The organism is Maribacter sp. BPC-D8 (assembly GCF_035207705.1).
In the GTDB taxonomy this organism is placed as follows: Bacteria; Bacteroidota; Bacteroidia; order Flavobacteriales; family Flavobacteriaceae; genus Maribacter.
In genome coordinates this window covers 3,087,059-3,108,475 of sequence record NZ_CP128187.1, presented here as the reverse complement: position 1 = coordinate 3,108,475, position 21,417 = coordinate 3,087,059, and the positions used below count along the sequence as shown (strand labels likewise).

Below are 21,417 nucleotides of genomic sequence, written 5' to 3'. Positions count from 1 at the left end.
TTCTCTTTTAAAACTTTACATTGATAGTTAGACCGTAACTTCTAGCAGACGGAACCCCGAAATATTCTAAACCTTGCGAGTTTCCTGCAGTGTACGCACTTTCTGGGTCAATATTATCAACACTTTTTTTGATGTAAAATAAGTTTGATGCAATCAGCGATACGTTAACATTGGTTAAGAATACATTTTCCAAAGCTTTCTGAGGTAATGAATACCCAATGCTTAATTGTCTGAATTTGATATAATCAGAATCTTCAACGAACTCTTCTGCGATATCGTTTATTTCACCGTAGTATGTTGAAAGGTTTTCTGGAGCTACAGTAGTTGTAAATGGCTGACCAGTTGCTTGGTCAATACCAGAAACAGTTAAGCCACTTTCTCTACCTTCTAAAGTGTTTTTATGTAAACCTGATCCATAAAGAATGGTGTTGGTACCAGAGAATATCTGACCTCCAAATTTACCATCGATCAAGAAGTTCAAATTGAAGTTCTTATAATTAAATGAATTTGTAAAACCAAGAGTTAATGGAGGTACACCTTCGCCTAGTATTTTACGTTCACCTTCTACTGCTCTAGGAACCCCGTCTCCATCAATTTCATAAACGATAGTACCATTATCATCACGCTCGTAAGATACGCCAACGATAGTTCCATAAGTTTCACCAACGATATGTGTAATTCTAACGTTCTGTGTTCTTGGTTCATCTAAATTAACATCAGAATTAACATCATCAGTTGCTTCAACTAAACCTCGATTGTAGGCACCATTAATTGTCGTATTCCATGTAAAGTCATTTGTTTTGATAGGAGAACCACTAATTAAAAATTCAACACCTTCATTTGAAACCTTACCTAAGTTGGCACTTGCTCCAGAAAATCCTGAATAAGATGAAGTTGCTACATCAACAATATCATTAGTCGTTTCATTACTGTAGTAAGCAACGTCAAGTGAAAGTCTGTTGTTGAAGAATCTCATATCTAAACCTATTTCAGTTTCACTTTTACTAAAGGCTACTAAATTAGCATTTGGTACTGTGCTTCCTGAAATCCTTCCTAATGGTTGACCTGCAATAGGGTTTCCGAAAATCTCGTAAGTTAAAGCTAAAGAGTAAGGGTTTTGTGCACCACCTGCAACTTCAGAATAACCACCTCTAAGTTTTAAGAAACTTACAAATGAAGGTAGGTTAAGTGCGTCTGATAGAATTAAACTACCATTAACAGAAGGGTAAAAGTCATCGTTTGGCGTAGTTTTTCCAGGGAAAGATAAGGTTGAGAACCAGTCATTTCTGCCAGTAAAAGTTACATATGCCCAGCGATCGTAAGATAATTCTAGTGAACCATATACTGATCCAATTTTTCTTTCTGAATATTCTCTACTACGAGACTGACTAACTGTATTGCCTATATCTTCTAAACCAGGAACAATAAAATCATTACCACCTAAGAAAAGGTTTTCAGATTTAACGTGGTTATTGTTGGCACCAACAAGAGCAGAAATAGCAAATTTGTCTGTGATATCTTTTTCAGCAGCTAATATTAAATCCGCATCAACTTGATTGTATCTTCTTTCTTCTTCATTGATACCACCTAAAGGTTTGTATGCAGTACCAAATGGTTCTGCAGATGTTCTTCTAATAACATCATGATCAATACCGATTCTACCGGTTAAAGAAAGCCAGTCTAAAATGTCATAACGTAATGATGTAGATGCTATAATTCTATTTCTTACATCTTCATTATTGAAATTATTTGCTGCGAAATATGGATTGGTAGAAAATGTATTCGTGCTAAAACCTCTTTCAGAACCATCAGGATTTGTTGCTGGTTGTAATGTTGTTACATCTATGTTACCTGGTAATAATGCAACAGAGAAATTGGCGTTACCTGGAGAATCTGAAAGTCTAGGTCTATTTTTAACCTTTTCTATAATGTATTTTGCATTTACGCTACTAGTCAATTTTTCAGCTAAAATTGCGCTTGAATTTATAGAGAATGATTTTCTGTTTAATCCTGCATTTGGCAGAACGTCTTCATTCGTTAAGTCTGAAGCAGACAATCTATAGGTCATGTTTTCAGAAGCATTTGTTATTGCGACTGTATTAATGAATGTAGAACCTGTTCTGTAGAATTTATCTACATTGTTTCCAGTATAAGAGTATGGTCTAGAAACGCCATCAAATTGTATAGAGTTTGCTCCGTCAAAAGCTTCACCCCAAGAAGAACTACCTGCGTCTAAAGCAGCAGTTTGTGTTGCTGGTCTTTCGCCTCTAATACCTTGACCGTAATCTTGTTGAAAATCTTGTAAATCTGTGTTTACTCTATCAAAAGTTACAGAACTACTAAATTCAACTCCGAAACCTTCTTGGTCTTTACCGGATTTAGTAGTCACTATAATTACTCCACCTGCGGCACGAGAGCCGTAAAGCGCAGATGCTGCACCACCTTTAAGAACAGAAATAGATTCGATGTCATCTGGGTTCAAACTAGAAATACCATCACCACCATCAGATCCACCCCATAAACTGGCAGAACCATTATTTCCGTTACCTATAGGAATACCATCAACTACATAAAGTGGTTGGTTGTTACCGGATAATGAACTTGCACCTCTAATTACAACTCTACTAGAACCAGCAGCACCTGTTGCATTTTGTGAAATGTTTACACCAGCTATTTTACCCTGTAACGAGTTAATTGCATTTGGTGTTTTAATTGTTGCGATTTCGTCAGCATCAACCTCTGTTAATGAATACCCTAATGCTTTGGTTTCTTTACGAATACCTAAAGCAGTTACAACTACTTCATCTAATTCGCTAGCATCTTCGTCAATTGAAGCGTTTACTGTTGATCTACCATTGACAGCAACTTCTTTAGTTTTATACCCTAAAGATGAAAATACTAAAGTTGCATTTGTGTCAACGTTAATTACGTAATTACCATCAAAATCGGTAGAAGTACCATTCGATGTGCCTTTTTCAACAACGTTTACACCCGGCAAAGGTGATCCTGTATCGTCTGTGACAATACCAGATACGTTTTTATCTTGACCGGTTACTCCTTGAAAAAACAGCAGTAACGTAATGGTCAAAAAACTTAAGAATTTTTTGTTCATAAATGATTGAGTTTAGTTAGTTGAATATAATAAGGTATCAAGTTGATCTATAATCTGTTGAATGATGAAAAATTTCGACAAATAACTATTGTGAAAAGCTTAACAACGTGTTAACAAAAAGTAAAACTTTAGAAATGAAACAATAATTAAGGTTTTTGTGAAGCTTTAATTACTTGCCATTGTTCGTCGGTTATAGCTGGTCCGTCAAAGAATGATACTCCGTTTGCACCATTGCTTTTTGCTTGATGAATAGCTTCTGTTAATTGCTCAACGGTCATTTCTGGCACATAAATACCGGTATGTAATTCTGTATTTCTGCCTTCTAAATCTTCAACTCCTTGTTTAGTGGCGTACCCGATCCAATCAATTTCTTCGTTATAGAAAACATTATAGATCATCGGTAATACAGCATCTACCTGCCATTTATCCCATCTTTGGCGAACCATATGATCTGCCATCTCTGGATAAGGAAATACAGCCGCAGTTAATAATTTACCATTTTCATGGGTAATTTTATAAGCTTCGTCTACAATCGCTTTGACCTTATTTAATCTGAAATTTTTCCACTCCATATCAATCGCAGGATTACTAAAGTCATTCGGATTTTTATGATGTTCTTTTTCGAATTCAGCCGTACATACATCGCAATAGCAGAAGTCATATTCTGGTAGTTCAGTTTCTTGTTTCAAATCATATTTTGGTAACAGCCCAATAGGTAAAAAGATGTCTGAGTATCTGATATAATCTAAATGAAAACTAGCTACACCTTCAACTTTGGATAATCCTTCTATTAAGCCTAGAATGTGTTCGCGAGATTCTTTTCTAGTTGGGCAAAGCCACTTGTAATAACCTACATAAGGTGGTTCGTCAAAGCAAGATTTACCATCTCTACTTACCGCGTACCATTCTGGGTGCTGTTCTGCGACTTTATCACCAGGGCGATTCATGGTAAACATCCAAGCGTGAACTTCTAGATTATGTTTTTTGGCAATTGGTACAAGTCTAGCTAATAGTTCTGGGTCGCCGTATGTGTTAATTAAAATTGCATCTAATCCGTTATCGCCATACTTTTTAAATTCCTCGTCAAATGAGGCATCGGTTCTGGTTTTTTCAGCAGTGATCCAAGTCCAGAGTTTAAATTTCCCTTCTTTAGAAATAGAGTTATCATTGGTAGTTTCGGTAGCTGTTTCTTTCTTCGTTTCACATGAAATAATAAAGGCGAAAATGAAAAAAATTAAAAATTTAGTTGGTTTTATCATGGTAGGTTTCAAATTTTCCGTCGGTATGTATGATTAATTTATTGTTCGTGAACGGACTTTTTACCCAAAGGTCAAAGCCGAAATTATTCTCTTCTAAAACAGCAGCTATTGCCTTTTTTGCTATTGTTTTAGGCTCGTGTTGTAGCTGTCCGTTTTTTAAAGTCCACTTCTTTTTGTCGCTATTTTCATTCTTAAGATTTCTATACAATTCATACATGTACCACTTAATATGTTCATCTTCAGGTATTATATATTCGGTGATATTAGAGTCTTTGTTGAAATAAACATAACCCCATCGTTCTGGTTCGTGCATATTTATGACTTCTTGCGGTGACCATACCCAGTTATATTCTGGTAGAAATTTACCTGCACTATCTCTTTTTCGAGAATACTTGCCGTTTTGCACTTCGAAATCCCAATTCACTCTCGAAAAATTTATTCTCCAAGATTCATTTTCTGGTACATGAGGTTTTCCGCCAGGTGCAGTGGTGAACGACCATGGTATTGCGATTTCTATAGACCAACCTTCATCAATATCAGAAACATTGTTTAAGGTGCCGTTTACCTGTACTGCTGTTTTTATTCCTTTAAAATCCCATCCATCAGTTATATGTCCGTTGTTTCTGTAAGGTTTAGATAGGTAAAGATCCCATATGGTATTTAAGGCGTTCATTTCAAATTCGTAGTAATTATGAGTGTCACCATCTGGGTCAATAAAGATTTCAAAATCATTATTGTAAAATATTATGGTGTCTTTTTGTTTTAAAGTTCCCCAAACATGTGGTTCTTTTAATTCAGCAAAAAAATAGATATTGGTATCGTCCCAAAGCATTTTGAATTTGGTTTCATAAGTTGGCTTTTTAATACCTTCAATATCTATAAAGTTGCTGGACCAAGATGTTTTTTGCCATGAAGACTCATCCATTTTTCCATCTACTGTAATGTTTTCTGTAGTATTTTGTGCTACGTAAGTAAGAGGTGTTTTCTGAGCTGCCATTGATATGGCACCTAGGTATAGTAAAAACAATAATAGGGCAACTGCTTTTTTTGACTTTATTGATTTCTTATTGACAATTGCCATAATCTTATTTTTAATGTAGTAATTAAATTTTTGCTAACATTCGCTATATCAATTATTGCGATATTTAGATTTAAAGGATATTAGGTAAGTCAATCCTTTTACTTTAATTTGTTCTACCCTTTGGGTGTTTTTAATATTATAAGTCGATTCGAATTGGCTATTAATCTCATTTTAAAGTGAAATCATGCTCTTGTTGTTTTTAAGTACATTTAGCAACGATTAATATTTACCTATTCGAAACAGTCACGTTGAATATTTTCAAAATAATGGTTAATCCGAATAATTTTAGCCTAACAACTAAAGATTGATGCTCAACGTCAAATTAAGTCAATAAAGCAGAAGTGTATTTAGCCTATGGATATTAGATTGAGAAAGTTTTTAAATAGGCCTAAATTCTTCGGAACCAGTGAAATTAAACCCTGGCACCACATTTTATTTTGGTCGGTCTACTTCGGATTTAATACTTTTCGTTGGACCTTCATTCACGACGATTTTCTACTTTCTTTACGTACCAATTTAATAGGTTTTCCTATACACATGTTTTTGGCTTATTTGAATGCCTACTACTTAATGCCAAAGTTCATTTATACTAAAAAATACGTTCAGTATACGATATATATATTATTGGCTTTACTCGTAATGCTCTTATTCAAATATAACCTTACCTATTATTTGGTGAGTACAGATGTTATGCCAGAAGCAAACGAAATTATAGATACACTTACTATTGGCTACGCAGTACAAACTATGATAGGTGAGGTGTATGTAATATCTTTTTTTACAGCGATTAAACTTACGGTCGATTGGCTTAGAGAAAGTAGTAAACTACATGATTTAGAAAAGAGACAATTAAAAACAGAACTCCGTTTTTTACGTTCTCAGGTTTCTCCACATTTCTTTTTTAATACCTTAAATAACATATATTCTTTAACGCTAGAAAAATCTGACCAGGCGCCCGAGGTTATTTTAAAATTGTCTGAGCTAATGCGTTATTTATTGTATGCAACAAAAAAGCAACGACAAGATTTAACTAGCGAAATTAATTGTATTAGAAATTACATAGATTTGGAACGTATTCGTTTCGATGACTCTTTGAAGATTGATATGAATATTTCAGGCGATCTTGTTAATTGTAAAATACCGCCAATGTTGCTTATTCCTCTTATAGAAAATTGCTTTAAGCATGGGGCAAGTAAGAATATTGGGGAAATGAAGATAAAAATTGATATAAAGGTGGAAGATGGTTTTATGGACTTTAAAGTGTCCAATTCTATACCTAATGTTAATAAAGAGTATGTTTATCCTGTAAAAAGAGGTGGTATCGGTCTCTCGAATGTGAAAAAGCGTTTAGAGTTAGGGTATGGTAAAAATGATTATGATTTACAGATATTCGAAGAGGATAAAATGTTCAATGTTTTTTTAAAGCTTAAGGTGATATGATTTTGAAAGTGATAGTTGTAGATGATGAACCGTTAGCAGTAAAGGTGCTTAAAAACTATATAGAGAGAGTTAAAGAATTGCAGTTAGAAGGCACCTTTTCAAACGCCTTGGATGCATCAACTTTTTTAAGAGACCACCAAGTTGATATCATGTTCTTAGATATTAATATGCCCTTTCTTGACGGATTGGAATTCTTGAGTACGTTACATAAAAAGCCATTTGTTATTATGACTACGGCACATGAAGAGCATGCATTAAAAAGTTTTGAGCTTGAGGCGATAGATTATTTGGTGAAGCCTATTTCATTACCTAGATTCTTTAAATCTGTAGACCGTGTAATTGGTTTAAAGAAAGGTTCAGATAATGGTTCGTCAGATAAAGACGAGAAACCATCAATTTTCGTGAAGGTCGATAAAAAGAAGCTTCAGAAAATATACCTTGAGGAGATAATGGTCATAGAGAGCTTAAAAGATTATATAAGAATTATTACCCCAACCGCTAAATATATCATCCATAGAACACTAAGTAGTTTTACAGATGAACTACCAGGCGATAATTTTCTTAGAATTCATAGGTCTTACACTATTGCCGTAGATAAGGTTAGTGTTGTTGAAGGTAATAGTGTTGAAATTGGTGGTATTAGATATACTATTGGTAGAAGCTACTTGGCAGATGCCAAAAGTAGAATATTAAATGATTTAACGGATTAGGATTTTTACTGTGAGCGAGCCTTTTAAATTTAAACAGTTCAGTGTCAACCAAGATCGCTGCGCCATGAAAATTGGTACAGACGGAGTTCTTTTAGGTGCTTGGGCAAATGTCGAAAACAACCCAGAATCTATTCTTGATATTGGTGCTGGTACAGGTGTTATTTCTTTAATGTTGGCACAACGTTGCTTTGCAGAGGTAATGGATGCCATAGAGATTGATGCAGATGCCTATGAGCAATGTGTAGAGAATTTTGAGTTATCGCCATGGGGCGATCGATTATACTGCTACCATGCCGGTTTAGATGAATTCGTTGATGAAATCGAAGACCAATATGAATTGATTGTTTGTAACCCACCTTTTTATGCTGAGACGGTAACTTCGGGTAATCTACAGCGAGATCAAGCACGACAAAATGAGTTTCTTCCCTTTAATGAACTTTTAGAGGGTGTTTCGAAATTACTAACCGAAAACGGACAATTCGCTACAATTATTCCTTTTAAAGAAAAAGAGGCATTTGTACATATGGCAGCAGACTTAGGTTTGTTTCCAAAAGAATGTCTTCATGTAAAAGGGAACCCGACTTCAGAAATAAAACGTGTGTTATTGGCGTTCTCTAGAGAAGAACAAAAATGTAAGACTACCGAGTTGGTGATTGAAACAGAACGGCATGTCTATACTGCTGAGTATGTGGACTTGACTAAAGAGTTTTATTTAAAAATGTAACTTTAGTCTTGCATATTGTTATATTTCTTTATTTATCTTTGATAAAAGCATTGTTATGAGACCAGATTTATTTGAAGCACCAGATTATTACAATTTAGATGATTTACTTTCTGAAGAACATCTGTTAATTCGCGATGCCGCACGCCAATGGGTGAAGCGCGATGTATCTCCAATTATTGAAGAATATGCTCAAAAAGCAGAATTCCCAAAGCAGATTATAAAAGGTCTTGCTGAAATAGGTGCTTTTGGTCCATATATTCCTGAGGAATATGGTGGTGCAGGTCTTGATCAAATCAGTTACGGACTCATCATGCAAGAAATTGAGAGAGGCGATAGTGGTGTTCGTTCTACGGCATCGGTACAATCGTCTTTAGTGATGTACCCTATTTTTACATACGGTACAGAAGAACAACGTAAAAAATACTTACCAAAATTAGCATCTGGTGAATGGATGGGTTCTTTCGGGTTAACCGAACCTAACCACGGTTCTAACCCTAGTGGTATGGAGACCAAGTATAAAGATATGGGTGATCATTATCTTTTGAACGGAGCTAAACTTTGGATATCAAATTCACCTTTCTGTGATATTGCCGTTGTTTGGGCAAAGAATGAAGAAGGACGTATTCATGGTTTAATCGTAGAGCGTGGGATGGAAGGCTTCACAACGCCAGAAACGCATAATAAATGGTCTTTAAGAGCTTCTGCAACAGGAGAATTGATTTTTGATAACGTAAAAGTTCCGAAAGAAAACCTTTTGCCAAATAAATCGGGATTAGGGGCGCCGTTAGGTTGTTTAGATTCTGCAAGATTCGGTATTGCTTGGGGTGCGATCGGTGCAGCGATGGATTGTTATGATACGGCATTAAGATATGCAAAAGAGCGTGTGCAATTCGGTAAGCCTATTGCAGCTACACAATTGCAACAAAAGAAATTGGCAGAAATGATTACCGAAATTACCAAGGCGCAATTATTAGCGTTTAGATTAGGGCAGTTAAAGAATCAAGGTAAAGCGACTACTGCTCAAATATCAATGGCGAAAAGAAATAATGTTGAGATGGCTATTAATATAGCTCGTGAAGCAAGACAGGTATTAGGTGGTATGGGTATTACCGGTGAATACAGTATTATGCGCCATATGATGAACTTAGAAAGTGTAATTACCTATGAAGGTACTCATGATATTCATTTATTGATTACGGGTGCAGATATTACAGGAATGCCGGCTTTTCAATAAGGTAACATTTTGATATAATTTTCTTAACATAGAATAAAGAACGTACATATACCTTTGAACAGCGCGAGTAAGATGTGTGCATGTTTTTTGGATAAAAGCTTAAGCCGATGGGAGCATCGGCTTTTTTATGCGCTTAATTCTTGTGAGATAAAAACTGAGAAAACCATCTCCCCGATTCTTTCATCGTTCTCTTTAGTGTTTTAAAGTCGATATGTACCAATCCGAATCTTGGATGGTAACCTTCTGCCCATTCGAAGTTATCTGTAAATGTCCACACGAAATATCCGTGAATATTTAAGCCTTCTTGTTTTGCTTTTAGTACTTCGCTTAAATAACGTTGTAGAAAATTTAATCGGTCTGTGTCAGTTATAATTTCTCCTTCAATGGTGTCTTTAAAAGCAGCGCCATTCTCTGTGATGATTATTTTTTTAATCTGCGGATACTCCCCGAATTTCTTGATCATATTGTAAATACTTGGTGGGTACACCTCCCAATCCATCAAGGTGGTTTCTACATTTCGTTTGCTAGCTTTTACAATCTTAGCTTTTATGTAGGGTACCAAAAGACTGTATTTTACTTTTTCGCGAGTATAATTTTGAATTCCGATAAAATCAAAATCGAATATGCAATCTTCCATATCGGTCGGTTGAATGTAAGGTTTTAGTTTTTTTAGAATCGGTGCTTCATTTGTGGGGTAGCCTAAGCCTAGAGCTGGTTCTATAAATAAACGATTGAGTAATGCATCGACCATTATTGCAGTTTTTTGATCTCGCTTATTCTGTCTGTACGGGGTAATTTGCGAGCATGAAAATGTAGTACCTATTTGAGCATCAGGCACTAATTTTCGAAGTATTCGACCGCCTGCTGCTTGACAAAGAACTGCGTGGTGTGCGGCGGGTAGAAAATTCTTTAGTCCTTTCTTGCTGGGCGCATGCACACCTAAAAAATATCCAGCTCCTGTAAATACCATTGGTTCGTTCAAGACCATCCAATGTTTTACTCGGTCGCCAAAAGCATTGGCACAGACTTGCGTGAATTCTGAAAACCAGGTTATGATTTCCCTATTTGTCCATCCTCCTTTATTTTCTAGTATCTGAGGTAGATCCCAATGATATACGGTCACCCAAGGGGTGATTTCGTTTTCTAGGCAAAAGTCGATCACCTTATTATAAAAATCTACACCTGCGGCATTTATGGTTCCGACGCCATAAGGTAAAATTCTGGTCCATGATATTGAGAAACGGTAATTATCAATATTCATGGACTTCATTAAAAGAATATCTTCTTTGTACTTATTATAAAAGTCGCAAGAGACATTTGCGTGGTCTCCGTTATGAATCATTTTCGGGGTTTCGGTAAACTTGTCCCAAATGGATCGACCTTTGCCGTCTGCATCATGACCGCCTTCAATTTGATATGCTGCAGTCGATACGCCCCATGTGAAATCTTCACCAAAATCTGATGCATTCAAAAGGGGCTCTTTTTGTTCTTTCAATTGAATTGGGCTTTTTTAGCGAATTACTAGAGATGCTTCTAGAAGTTTTGAAACGATTTTATCTGTAATGTCTGGGTAATCTACTGGGATAGTAGTATCAGTATTCAGCCAATGTTTCAGTTTAGCCAAGTGCTTTTTTTTGAGCGATTTAATTACAGGCACTCCCATTTTTGACAATGCTGCGGCATTACATTGCTGTTCGTATTGCCCTTTCATGGGTATTACCAGCAGTTTCTTTTGCATGAAAAGACTTTCTGCAGGGGTTTCAAAACCGGCTCCACATAAGACACCTTTACTTGATGCCATGCTTTTTACAAAGGCTTCATTGGTAATGGGTTTTATATGAATATTATTGCTGAAATATTCATAAGTGCTGTGCTTTGAAAAAACCTCCCATTTTACTCTTTTCATCTTGCTTAAAAAGCGCAATAATTTTTCATCACTATATGAGGGTAAATAGACTGTATAATGCTCGCCGTTTGATACTGTAGCAGAACGAATATCGTTTCTTATTATAGGTGTGTATATGTTTGCTTCGTACGATTTAAAATGAAGTCCGAATTGATGGCTTGTAGGGGCATAATTATTTAATATCCATTTTCCTAAGCTATCATTTTTTTTGGGTTTTGGTGCTTTGCTAGATATAACGGCAGCTTGGTGACTAAAACTATAGCAAGGTTTATTTTTTAACTTACATGCCCATGCCGTTACGGGTTCAAAATCATTTATGATGAGGTCGTATTCTTCTACAGGTATGCTTTTAATTTCTTTCTGTAAACGAAGGGAGTTTGCTCTGTAATAGGTTTTCCAGACATCTACACCTCCTTTTTTGCCGAAGATGAAACTTAGTCCTTTTAATTGATATTTAATAGGGTAGGGCAGCTTAATGTCTGCTTGTATGCCACTCACCAAAATATCTAAAGAAATATTGTGTTTCAAAAGCGCAGGGATAACGTCTCGTGCTCTGCTTAAATGTCCGTTGCCGGTACCTTGTATTGCGTATAGTACTTTCATTTGGTCTGTTGGGTCATTCCACTAATTCTAAACTCTTCTAATAGGCTTTCAAAAAGCTCTGCCTTTTCTAAGACAAAGGTTTCTTCTTTACTATCTTCTTGATGGTCAATTACGAGTTGGTCTTCTAGGTAAGAATATAGTTTCCACTTTCCTTTGTGGTATTCAAGTGCTGTTAAATTTTCAATCCAGTCTCCTGAATTTAAATAGGTGACCTCACCCTTATCAGTTTTTATTTTACGAATTTCTGGTTGGTGAATATGTCCGCATATCACATAATCATAACCATTTTCTATAGCGATATCGGCAGCAATCTGCTCAAAGTCGTTAATAAACTTAACGGCAGATTTTACACTGTTTTTTATCTTTTTAGACATAGAAATGGGACCTCTACCTATTTTCTTGCTAATGAAGTTAATACCTCTATTTAGTAGAATTAAAGAGTCGTACCCTTTCGCACCAAGCTTGGCAACCCATTTACTATGTTGCATGGTAACATCAAAAACATCACCATGAAAAATCCATGCTTTTTTCTCGTCAAGCGGAATCACTATTTTATTGACAATACTTAATGACCCCATGTTATTACCAGAAAATTTACGCAACAGTTCATCATGGTTACCTGTAATATAATGTACAGGTACACCTTTGGCAACCCACTCTAATAAAAGCTTAATTACCTTCATGTGAGATTTTGGAAAATAACGTTTGCTAAATTGCCAAATGTCAACAATATCACCATTAAGAATTACTTCTTTTGGCTTTATAGATTTCATGTATTTTAAAAGCTCTTTAGCGTGGCAGCCGTATGTTCCTAAATGAACATCAGAAATGACTACAATGTCAACTGGTCTTTTTTTCATAAAATGATTGGAGGTTTTTATCTGAAGATTTTGAAATATTAAATAGGGGTAGATTGACCTCCAACTTGTCATTATATGCAAGAAGGACATTTGAGAAAACGGTCAATTCAATAGATTTCATGTACTGAAACATATGACCGTAAAGTTTCAAAAAATAAGAGAATAACAAGGTTACTGCTAACTTATTTTTGAGTTACCAGATTGTTAAGTATTTGAATGTCAGTGAAATATTAGTTAACTATTTCTTTACCAATCTCACCTTAACTGACTTGCTGATAGGTGTTTTGCTTCGGTCAGCAAAATGATTGTAAGGCACTAATACATTGGTTTCAGGAAAATAAGATGCCAAATTACCTGATGGTATATTGTAAGGTACTACCTTAAAGTTATGAGCAGTTCTAATCTGATCATCATACGTGCTGGTCATATCAACTACATCTAGTTTTTTGAGTCCGATGGCTTTCATGTCATCAATATTCATAAAAATCACCCGTCTTGCATTGTATACACCTCTATAGCGATCATCTAAGCCATAAATGGTCGTATTGAATTGATCATGTGAGCGTATGGTCATTAACATGTACTCATCTTTAGCCAATTGGTGACCTGGTAATTTATTGACCGAAAACTGTGCTTTTCCGTTAGGTAGCATGCTAAAATCTAACTCACGTACATTGTTTGGTAAGTAGTAACCTGCACCTACAGAACGTTCTTCTGTTTTGCTAAACCCTTTGGCAACTTGATCTATCTGTGTTCTGATCAATTCATAGTCATTACCAAGAGCCTTCCAATTCATAGAATGACCTTCACCGAAATATGCATGTCCCATATTGGCAATAATCTCTGGCTCGCTCATTATAGTATCAGCAGCGGGTTTTAGAATTCCTTTAGAGCGTTTTACACGGCCCATGCTGTTTTCTACCGTAAAATGACGTGGTTTGCCATCTTTCATGTCTTTCTCTGATCTACCTATGGTAGGGAGAATAAGGGCTGTTTTACCAGTAATTAAGTGTGTACGATTCAATTTGGTACTTACCTGTACCGTAAGGTCGCAATTTTGAATACCCTTGGCGGTATATTCAGTGTCAGAAGCTGCCATTAAAAAGTTACCGCCTAAACACATAAATACTTTAGCCTTGCCTTCATACATAGCTTTCAGCGTGCCTACTACATCTAAACCTTCGTGGTCTGGCGGTGTAAAACCTAAATGTTCTTTAATACGTTCGTTCATTGCCGTGTCAACAAAATGCTGAATACCAACACTACGATCGCCTTGTACATTACTATGACCACGTACTGGGCATGTGCCAGCATTTGGTTTGCCAATGGCACCTTTAAGTAATAGAAGATTTATATATTCTCTAATATTTTCTACTCCATTTTTATGCTGTGTAAGACCCATTGCCCAACACACAATAATTTTAGATTTGCTAGCTAATAATGCTACAGTTTCATTAATTTTTTCTTCGGATACGCCAGTTTGCGCCAATAGTTCTTCGGATGAATAATTTTTAAGGTCGGCAATTAAAGACTCATAACCATCTGTATATTTTTCAATAAAAGCGTGGTCAAAAACATCTTTTGATTGTTCATCTAAAGCAACCAATTTCTTTAAGATCAATTTCACCAAAGGGATGTCTTGATTGATATTGACCGGCAAATGAATATCTGCCATATCTTCGCCACCACCGATCCATCCGCCAAGATGCTGCGGATTTTTAAAATTTACTAATCCAGATTCCTCAAGCGGATTTATACTAATTACCTTACCGCCATTCTTCTTGCATTTTTCTAACGCAGATAACATTCTAGGGTGATTGGTGCCTGGGTTTTGACCAGCTATTAAAATAACCTCAGCTTCGTATAGATCTTCTAGAGTTGTAGATCCTTTACCAATACCTAAAGTTTCACCTAAGGCAACGCCACTACTTTCATGGCACATGTTAGAGCAGTCGGGTAAATTATTGGTACCTAAAGCACGGGCAAACATACCATATATGAATGCTGCTTCATTACTTGATCTTCCTGAAGTGTAGAAAATAGCCTCGTCTGGGTTATTTAATTTTTTTAATTCTGATGCGATTAAATCAAAAGCTGCTTGCCAAGAGATAGGTTCGTAATGAACACTGCCAGGTTTTAAAATCAAAGGTTCTACTAAACGCCCAAATTTGTTTAGTTCGTAATCAGTTAATTGAGACAATTCTTCAACTGAGTTCTTTTGAAAGAAACTTGCGCCGATTTTTTCTGTAGTAGCTTCATCGCCTAAGGCCTTAGCCCCATTTTCGCAATATTCAGCTACAGGAGATGGATGTTCTGGATCTGGCCATGCACAACTAGGGCAATCAAAACCGTCTTTCTGATTCATGCTCAGTAATGTGCGCATGGATCGTAAAACGCCCATTTCTTTAAATGTATGTTTTAAAGCTTCACGAACACCGAGATAGCCTGCGGCATGTGTAATCGGGTCTTTTATTTCAATATCAAAAAATTCTTCTGACCCTCTAAATGAGACGTTGCGTTCGGTTTTTGCATCCATACACTAAACTTAGTAAATGTATAAGAAACCACAGCAATCAAATTCATTAAAACTACCTTAAAATTGATGAGAAATATTAGATTTTAGCTCAACTTAGGGTTTGGGTAATTATCAGATTGATCTTCAATTGTATTATCAAGACAGGTGAAATCTTTTTCTAATAGTAAGTAAAGTTCGTTGCCAGAAGTTGTTTTTATAGTATGGTCATAGGTGATGATATCATTTTCAAACCAAACCTTACCTGTTGTTTCTGGCATTTCTAAAGTAACTCGATTGTTCTCAAAGCTAATTCGTAATTGATTGGTGTTACTTTTTAGAATAACTCCGTAACTGAAGACTTGACTTCCAAAATTAGTACTGTCGTAAATCTCGCCGTTTGTAGAGAGCGATTTCACTTCTGATTGGGTTAGTCGAAACCTAACAGAATCACCTTTTATTCTAATTTTCATAGCTATAAATTGAGTTCACAACAAAAATAGACCATCTCACAACAAAAAATGAGTAGTTGACATCAATTTGTTTCTAATAGTTAACCTTACCTGTACATTTACAGTGTTATTAAAAACGAATTAAAAATTTTTCATTTTCATATAGTGTTCTCGTAAAAGAGTCCGGTCTGTTAAGATCGGACTCTTTTTAGTTTATGTCGTTTTTGAACATAAAAAAACCCATTAAATAAATATCTAATAGGTCTTACTTTATAATAATGAAAGTCTTATTTCCAAATAGGAGCAGGGTATTTACCTGAATCAGATTTTTCTTTTAAACTACTCATTGCTTTTTCTTTATCACTTGCATACGTAACACCAAACCAGTCTCCACCAGAAGGTATACATTTTACTTCGATCTCTTTTGCTTGAAGCATTTCTTGTATCATTAAAGGAATGTACAATTCGCTTTTAGCAATACGGTCATCGTCTTTCAAGAAAATTCTGAATTCAGATTCTATTTTATCAAAGATAGAAGGTCTGCATACCCAAAAATTCATACTAGCTTGTTCATCACCAGTAAATTCTAGGTTAGTATCCTCATCAAGAATATTGTTCTCCTTTTGAACCAATTTTAAACGCTCTTGAACGGAAACTAAATTATCTCCGTTTACTTCACACACACCTCTAGAAACAGAACCGTGCTCAGATAAAGTGTCTTTTAAAGTGTACCCTAAAAGTGCATAAGCTTCATCATTAGATTTCATGAAGTCAGCAGCTTTTTTGTAGGCAGATTGTCCGTAAAAATCATCAGCGTTAATAACTACAAATGGTCCGTCGATTACTTTTCTTGCGGTCCAAACTGCATGTGCCGTACCCCATGGTTTCTTACGCTCACCAGTAAACGTAACTCCGTCAGGTAAATCTGTAAGTTCTTGGGCAAGAACATTTAACTTTATAGTACTTGGTATTCTTTTAGAAAGATGCTCTTCTAAAAAAGAAACGTTCTCTTTTTTGGTGATAACTACAATTTGCTCGAAATTATTTTGGATGGCGTCATAAATGGCAAACTCCATTAAAAACTCACCATTAGGACCTAAATCATCAAATTGTTTAAGCTTTCCATATCTACTACCGCTACCGGCAGCCATTAAAAGTAATGTCATAATTTTCTGTATTTACAGCGCAAAAGTAGCGAATGTGATTAAAATTCGTACAAATTATCGGTTGTAACCTCATTATAATTGATGATAAGTTAATATGGGTCAGTAAGTTTTTATAAATTCAGAGTTCATAAAATTCACATCACATGGCATCAAGAAGAAATTTTATTAAGAATACATCAATAGCTGGTATGGGGCTATTTGCAGTACCTGGTTTTGCCCATAATAGTTTTAGTGCTGCCGATAAACTTAATGTTGGTCTAATAGGTGTAGGCTTGAGAGGTACAAACCATTTACAGAACCTGTTGCTTAGAAAAGATGTGAATGTTACCGCTATTTGTGATGTTGATACCGATAGAATAACTATTGCTAAAAATCATATTGCCGATGCTAAGGGTAAAGCCCCAAAAGTATTTGGAGCAAATGAATTAGATTATAAGAACCTTTTGGCTTTAGCAGATGTAGATGCCGTAATTATTGCTACACCTTGGTTATGGCATACCCGTATGACGGTCGATGCTATGGAAGCTGGTAAATATGCTGGTGTAGAAGTATCTGCATCCAATACTTTAGAAGAATGCTGGGATCTGGTGAATACCCATGAGCGTACAGGTACACATATGATGATTTTAGAAAATGTGAATTATCGTAGAGATGTTTTGGCGGTGCTGAATATGGTAAAGCAAAATATATTTGGAGAAATGGTGCATTATAGATGTGGCTATCAGCATGATTTGCGACATGTAAAATTCAATGATGGTAAAACCGCTTATGGAAAAGGGGTGGAGTTTGGTGAGAAAGGAATATCGGAGTCTAAATGGCGTACCGAGCATTCAGTAAAACGAAATGCAGATGTATACCCAACCCATGGATTAGGACCTATTGCAGTGATGGCAGATGTCAACCGTGGTAATCGTTTTATGTCAATGACATCGCATGCATCAAAAGGTATTGGGTTGCATAATTATATAGTGAGGGAAGGTGGTGAACAGCACCCGAATGCAAAAGTGAAGTTTAAACAGGGTGATGTTATTACCTCCACTATTGATACTGCCAACGGAGAAACGATCATCATTACCCATGATTGTAATTTGCCAAGACCTTATTCTTTAGGATTTCGAGCGCAAGGTGCCAACGGACTCTGGGAAGTAGACGGTAGTCGAATTTATGTGGAAGGAAAATCTGAACCACATCAATGGGATGATGCACAGCCCTGGCTTGATACCTACGACCACCCACTTTGGAAAAAATATGGGGAATATGCCTTAAATGCCGGTCATGGCGGAATGGACTTTTTTGTATTGAATTCGTTTGTAGAATCAGCAAAGCCAAACATTGCTCCGCCATTAGATGCTTATGATGCTGCGGCATGGAGTGCGGTAACACCACTTTCAGAACTTTCTATTGCGAATAATGGTGAGCCTCAAGATTTCCCTGATTTTACTCGGGGTCTTTGGATGAAAAGAACACCTTATAATTGGATGAAAGAAACCTATTAAGGCTTAGCTTGCTTTGGCTTCGTTTAAGGTTTTCTCTTCTTCGTAGTTGCCCTTTGCAATGGTCATATTAGATTTTCTTTTTAATAATTTAAGTGAAATCTTACGTTCTCTATCTGCTCTAAAACTGGTAGCTTTAAGAATGTCTGGGGCAAAGGAGATTGCTAAAATAATTGAGCCTAAACCAAGTAACGTAACCGGATTTATAAAGTAATCGCTAAAAGAGAAAATGCCTATAATTAGTAGCGTTGAAAAGGGTAGTGAACATGCTAAAATGTTTAATCCGAAGTTAACATCAAAAGTAGGGTTGGGTTGTTCGTCCTTATCTTCTATTGACTGAATTGCACTCATATGGGCAAATGGCCAGAAGCTACATGCGCTTTGAGGAAATACCACTAATAGTAAAATCATTGCCGGAGTCAAAGCGGGTATGGCGTAAGCAAAAAGTCCGCTCAATAAAAATGCAAGTCCCATTCTACGAAAGAGCATAGAAATTATCAACTTGAACTCTCCTTTGTTTATTCTAACGGCCATACCAATAAATAGCAGTACTAACGGCGTCATTAAATCTTTAATGCTTAAAGCGGTGTTTTGAAAGAAGGTGGGTAAAGAGGAAAGGTCCAGACCGAAGCCTAACATTAGTAAACCTACTACGATTACGATGTTTATAGGTTCATTGATCAGAGAAATAAAAAGTCCTTTTAATTTGGCAGAAGAAGATTCCTGTTTCTCTACAACAGCATTTTTTCGATACCAGTGCATGGCTAGCATGTAAAGAAGTATCAGAACAAATATTTTATTTCCAATATCTGCAAGTGCGGCTAAAGCTAAGGTATCATCACCTAAGTAAGCCACAATAAAAGGAAAGCATGAAAGACCAGGTGCAGTAGATGGTAAAAGCATCATCAAGGTCCGTTTTTTACTTTTTTCCTCGGTATGTAAAGACGCTGCCAAAAAGTATTTGGTCGCCAATAACATCAAAAGATTAAAAGTTAATGCTGCTAATGGAAAAACTAATAAGGTTCCATTAAGTTCTATTTTTAAAAGGGCTACGAATATAGTAGCTGGTAACGCCACACTTAGAATAAGGACTTTAACACCTTTTAAATCTTGCTTGGCTACCTTCTTTTGTAATAATACACCAAGACCAATAATTAGTATTAATTCGAGGGTTTTTTGTAGTGCAAAATTCATTCTTAGAGTAGTTTCTTATTTCTAAATGGCAGTAAAGAATCATTGTATAGTCGCTAGGAGTTGAAGTCAGAGTTATTGTGTCAAGGCAATTATCTAATCTTTCAACTCCTGGACTAATTCAATTTTATACGAGCACTTTTTCTAGTGCAGTTGTAAATAGTTTCATTTCATCCATAGTACCCATACTTACACGACACCAGTTTTTTCCGTAGATTTCAAATGCTCTTACGCCAACACCTTCAGATGTCATTTTTTCTAAGAAAGGTTTACCGTCCATTTCAATTGGGAAAATGATAAAACTTGTAGAGGAAGGCACATATTCGAAACCTAATCGATCTAGATTTTCATATACATACTCTCTACACTCTTTATTTAGTTTTCTAGTTTTATCTTTAAAGGCAACATCTTCCATGCTAGCCATTGCAGCATATACAGATGGTAGTGAGATACCCATGCCGCCACGGGTAATTTTCTGGATGATATCTAATGTTTCTGTTTGTGCAACTACATAACCGACACGTAAACCAGCCATACCTTGAATTTTAGAAAAAGTACGTGCAATGATTACATTTTTACCTTCGTTGATAAGTGAAACCATACTCTTTTCTGCAGCATCGTCTAAAAAACCAAGATAGGCTTCATCAATAAAAATCGGAGTCTTTTCAGATACACGAGAACAGAAATCAATGAGTTCTGCATGATCCGTCATACTACCTGTTGGATTATTAGGGTTACAGATATAAATCAATTTCGTATCATCATCAACGGCAGCTTCCATTGCTGCTAAATCATGAGACCAATCTTTTTTAAGTGGAATGGGTTTCCATGTTGCGCCTGTAGCTTCCGCGACTTTAATCAGTGACATGTATGCCGGGTCTGCAGAAACAATATTTCCTCCATTTTGAAAGAAGACCATGGCTGTTTTTTCTAGTAAATCAGATGACCCAGGACCCATCATAATATTCTCTTGCTTGACACCTTCTTCAACTGCAATTTTATCCATCAACTGATACAACTCTTTCCAAGCATAACGGTTTCCTTTTGGTGCATATTCTTGCATAGCAGAAACGGCCATAGGTGATGGTCCGTATGGGTTTTCGTTTGCGTTTAATTTCGCCGCAAGCTCTAGAGGCTGCGTTGGTACATATGGTAAATACTCTTTGAAAAACGGAGTGTAAGGAATGTTTCCTTTTGCATCTACCGTAATAGGTTGCGACGGAAAAGCTCCATAGGTTAAATAAGGAGCTGCCATTACACCTGCTGCGGTAAGAACACCTCTTTTAAGCCAATTTCTTCTGTTTACTGTAGTTTTCATATGTGTTTAAGTTTGAAATGTTGGAAAAGGAATACTTCTAAAAAGAATAAAAGACGATTTAACAGCGATCTTTTTTATTCGTAGAACACCTTTATTTTACTGCTTTAAATATTGGTATTACTGTATAGACAATATTATCGATTGTTGAAGAATTATAAAAATGAGACTGTATTATAAGGGGTTATAGATGAGATGGTTAAAGGTTTATTTATTGAAATATCACCATTATTAAATTAAAAAAATGGTGATATTTCAATTTTTTATAAGCCTTGATTGGTTATTATGGTGATGTGTTATTATTTCAATGAAAACTACTTTTTATACTATTGATAATTTGATTAGCAAATAATAAACAA

16 protein-coding genes are annotated in these 21,417 nt (G+C 35.9%); 5 read left to right on the top strand and 11 right to left on the bottom strand.

Features of this window, described 5'->3' with window-relative positions; all coding sequences use genetic code 11:
• Nucleotides 1–7: 7 nt before the first annotated feature.
• The 3 genes from QSV08_RS13785 to QSV08_RS13775 form a co-directional block, all read right to left on the bottom strand.
• On the bottom strand, nt 8–3,112 hold the full coding sequence (locus QSV08_RS13785; RefSeq protein ID WP_324024027.1) for a SusC/RagA family TonB-linked outer membrane protein: 3,105 nt from the start codon (nt 3,110–3,112) through the stop codon (nt 8–10).
• Nucleotides 3,113–3,258: 146 nt separating this feature from the next.
• On the bottom strand, nt 3,259–4,371 hold the full coding sequence (locus QSV08_RS13780; protein ID WP_324024025.1) for a family 10 glycosylhydrolase: 1,113 nt from the start codon (nt 4,369–4,371) through the stop codon (nt 3,259–3,261).
• Nucleotides 4,355–5,452 (bottom strand): carbohydrate-binding family 9-like protein, encoded by a 1,098-nt coding sequence (locus QSV08_RS13775; RefSeq protein ID WP_324024023.1) that lies wholly within the window; start codon nt 5,450–5,452, stop codon nt 4,355–4,357. Before QSV08_RS13775 ends, QSV08_RS13780 begins: the two co-directional genes overlap by 17 nt.
• A gap of 354 nt (nt 5,453–5,806) precedes the next feature.
• On the opposite strand from QSV08_RS13775, the gene QSV08_RS13770 reads away from it, so the two are divergent.
• The 4 genes from QSV08_RS13770 (at nt 5,807) to QSV08_RS13755 (ending at nt 9,560) form a co-directional block, all read left to right on the top strand.
• Nucleotides 5,807–6,892: a sensor histidine kinase gene (locus tag QSV08_RS13770; RefSeq protein ID WP_324024021.1), complete on the top strand. Its 1,086-nt coding sequence runs from the start codon at nt 5,807–5,809 to the stop codon at nt 6,890–6,892.
• The gene (locus QSV08_RS13765; RefSeq protein WP_324024019.1) at nt 6,889–7,602 is read left to right on the top strand and encodes a LytR/AlgR family response regulator transcription factor; all 714 of its coding nucleotides are present in this window, start codon (nt 6,889–6,891) and stop codon (nt 7,600–7,602) included. The genes QSV08_RS13770 and QSV08_RS13765 overlap by 4 nt, the downstream gene beginning before the upstream one ends.
• Before the next feature lie 64 nt (nt 7,603–7,666).
• Nucleotides 7,667–8,326: a tRNA1(Val) (adenine(37)-N6)-methyltransferase gene (locus tag QSV08_RS13760; protein ID WP_324024017.1), complete on the top strand. Its 660-nt coding sequence runs from the start codon at nt 7,667–7,669 to the stop codon at nt 8,324–8,326.
• 55 nt (nt 8,327–8,381) lie between these two features.
• Nucleotides 8,382–9,560, top strand: a complete 1,179-nt coding sequence (locus QSV08_RS13755; RefSeq protein ID WP_324024015.1) for an acyl-CoA dehydrogenase family protein — start codon at nt 8,382–8,384, stop codon at nt 9,558–9,560.
• 133 nt (nt 9,561–9,693) lie between these two features.
• Here the strand turns inward: QSV08_RS13755 and QSV08_RS13750 are convergent, their stop codons facing one another.
• From QSV08_RS13750 to QSV08_RS13725, 6 genes are all read right to left on the bottom strand, one after another.
• Nucleotides 9,694–11,055: a GH1 family beta-glucosidase gene (locus tag QSV08_RS13750; RefSeq protein ID WP_324024013.1), complete on the bottom strand. Its 1,362-nt coding sequence runs from the start codon at nt 11,053–11,055 to the stop codon at nt 9,694–9,696.
• Between the two features lie 15 nt (nt 11,056–11,070).
• On the bottom strand, nt 11,071–12,069 hold the full coding sequence (locus tag QSV08_RS13745; protein WP_324024011.1) for a glycosyltransferase family protein: 999 nt from the start codon (nt 12,067–12,069) through the stop codon (nt 11,071–11,073).
• Nucleotides 12,066–12,929, bottom strand: a complete 864-nt coding sequence (locus QSV08_RS13740) for a UDP-2,3-diacylglucosamine diphosphatase (RefSeq protein WP_324024008.1) — start codon at nt 12,927–12,929, stop codon at nt 12,066–12,068. Before QSV08_RS13740 ends, QSV08_RS13745 begins: the two co-directional genes overlap by 4 nt.
• 238 nt (nt 12,930–13,167) lie before the next feature.
• A complete protein-coding gene (locus QSV08_RS13735) occupies nt 13,168–15,465 on the bottom strand; it encodes an FdhF/YdeP family oxidoreductase (RefSeq protein ID WP_324024007.1) in 2,298 nt (765 codons plus the stop codon).
• Nucleotides 15,466–15,548: 83 nt separating this feature from the next.
• Complete coding sequence (locus tag QSV08_RS13730) at nt 15,549–15,914, bottom strand: DUF7009 family protein (RefSeq protein WP_324024005.1); 366 nt, start codon at nt 15,912–15,914, stop codon at nt 15,549–15,551.
• Between the two features lie 266 nt (nt 15,915–16,180).
• Complete coding sequence (locus tag QSV08_RS13725) at nt 16,181–17,059, bottom strand: nucleotidyltransferase family protein (protein WP_324024003.1); 879 nt, start codon at nt 17,057–17,059, stop codon at nt 16,181–16,183.
• Between the two features lie 143 nt (nt 17,060–17,202).
• On the opposite strand from QSV08_RS13725, the gene QSV08_RS13720 reads away from it, so the two are divergent.
• On the top strand, nt 17,203–18,555 hold the full coding sequence (locus QSV08_RS13720; RefSeq protein WP_324024002.1) for a Gfo/Idh/MocA family protein: 1,353 nt from the start codon (nt 17,203–17,205) through the stop codon (nt 18,553–18,555).
• A 3-nt stretch (nt 18,556–18,558) separates the two neighbouring features.
• Here QSV08_RS13720 and QSV08_RS13715 read toward each other — a convergent pair whose 3' ends face one another.
• Together QSV08_RS13715 and QSV08_RS13710 are read right to left on the bottom strand one after the other, a co-directional pair.
• A complete protein-coding gene (locus QSV08_RS13715) occupies nt 18,559–19,746 on the bottom strand; it encodes an AEC family transporter (protein ID WP_324024000.1) in 1,188 nt (395 codons plus the stop codon).
• Nucleotides 19,747–19,870: 124 nt separating this feature from the next.
• Nucleotides 19,871–21,061 carry a pyridoxal phosphate-dependent aminotransferase gene (locus QSV08_RS13710; protein WP_324023998.1) on the bottom strand — a complete coding sequence of 397 codons (1,191 nt, stop codon included), beginning with the start codon at nt 21,059–21,061 and terminating at the stop codon, nt 19,871–19,873.
• Nucleotides 21,062–21,417: the final 356 nt, after the last annotated feature.

Coding starts and splice junctions, on each gene's coding strand:
- QSV08_RS13760 (WP_324024017.1), top strand. CDS start 7,667: ATGAAAATTGGTACAGACGGAGTTCTTTTAGGTGCTTGGGCAAATGTC.
- QSV08_RS13780 (WP_324024025.1), bottom strand. CDS start 4,371: ATGATAAAACCAACTAAATTTTTAATTTTTTTCATTTTCGCCTTTATT.
- QSV08_RS13745 (WP_324024011.1), bottom strand. CDS start 12,069: ATGAAAGTACTATACGCAATACAAGGTACCGGCAACGGACATTTAAGC.
- QSV08_RS13785 (WP_324024027.1), bottom strand. CDS start 3,112: ATGAACAAAAAATTCTTAAGTTTTTTGACCATTACGTTACTGCTGTTT.
- QSV08_RS13765 (WP_324024019.1), top strand. CDS start 6,889: ATGATTTTGAAAGTGATAGTTGTAGATGATGAACCGTTAGCAGTAAAG.
- QSV08_RS13725 (WP_324024003.1), bottom strand. CDS start 17,059: ATGACATTACTTTTAATGGCTGCCGGTAGCGGTAGTAGATATGGAAAG.
- QSV08_RS13770 (WP_324024021.1), top strand. CDS start 5,807: ATGGATATTAGATTGAGAAAGTTTTTAAATAGGCCTAAATTCTTCGGA.
- QSV08_RS13720 (WP_324024002.1), top strand. CDS start 17,203: ATGGCATCAAGAAGAAATTTTATTAAGAATACATCAATAGCTGGTATG.
- QSV08_RS13735 (WP_324024007.1), bottom strand. CDS start 15,465: ATGGATGCAAAAACCGAACGCAACGTCTCATTTAGAGGGTCAGAAGAA.
- QSV08_RS13715 (WP_324024000.1), bottom strand. CDS start 19,746: ATGAATTTTGCACTACAAAAAACCCTCGAATTAATACTAATTATTGGT.
- QSV08_RS13755 (WP_324024015.1), top strand. CDS start 8,382: ATGAGACCAGATTTATTTGAAGCACCAGATTATTACAATTTAGATGAT.
- QSV08_RS13710 (WP_324023998.1), bottom strand. CDS start 21,061: ATGAAAACTACAGTAAACAGAAGAAATTGGCTTAAAAGAGGTGTTCTT.
- QSV08_RS13775 (WP_324024023.1), bottom strand. CDS start 5,452: ATGGCAATTGTCAATAAGAAATCAATAAAGTCAAAAAAAGCAGTTGCC.
- QSV08_RS13740 (WP_324024008.1), bottom strand. CDS start 12,929: ATGAAAAAAAGACCAGTTGACATTGTAGTCATTTCTGATGTTCATTTA.
- QSV08_RS13730 (WP_324024005.1), bottom strand. CDS start 15,914: ATGAAAATTAGAATAAAAGGTGATTCTGTTAGGTTTCGACTAACCCAA.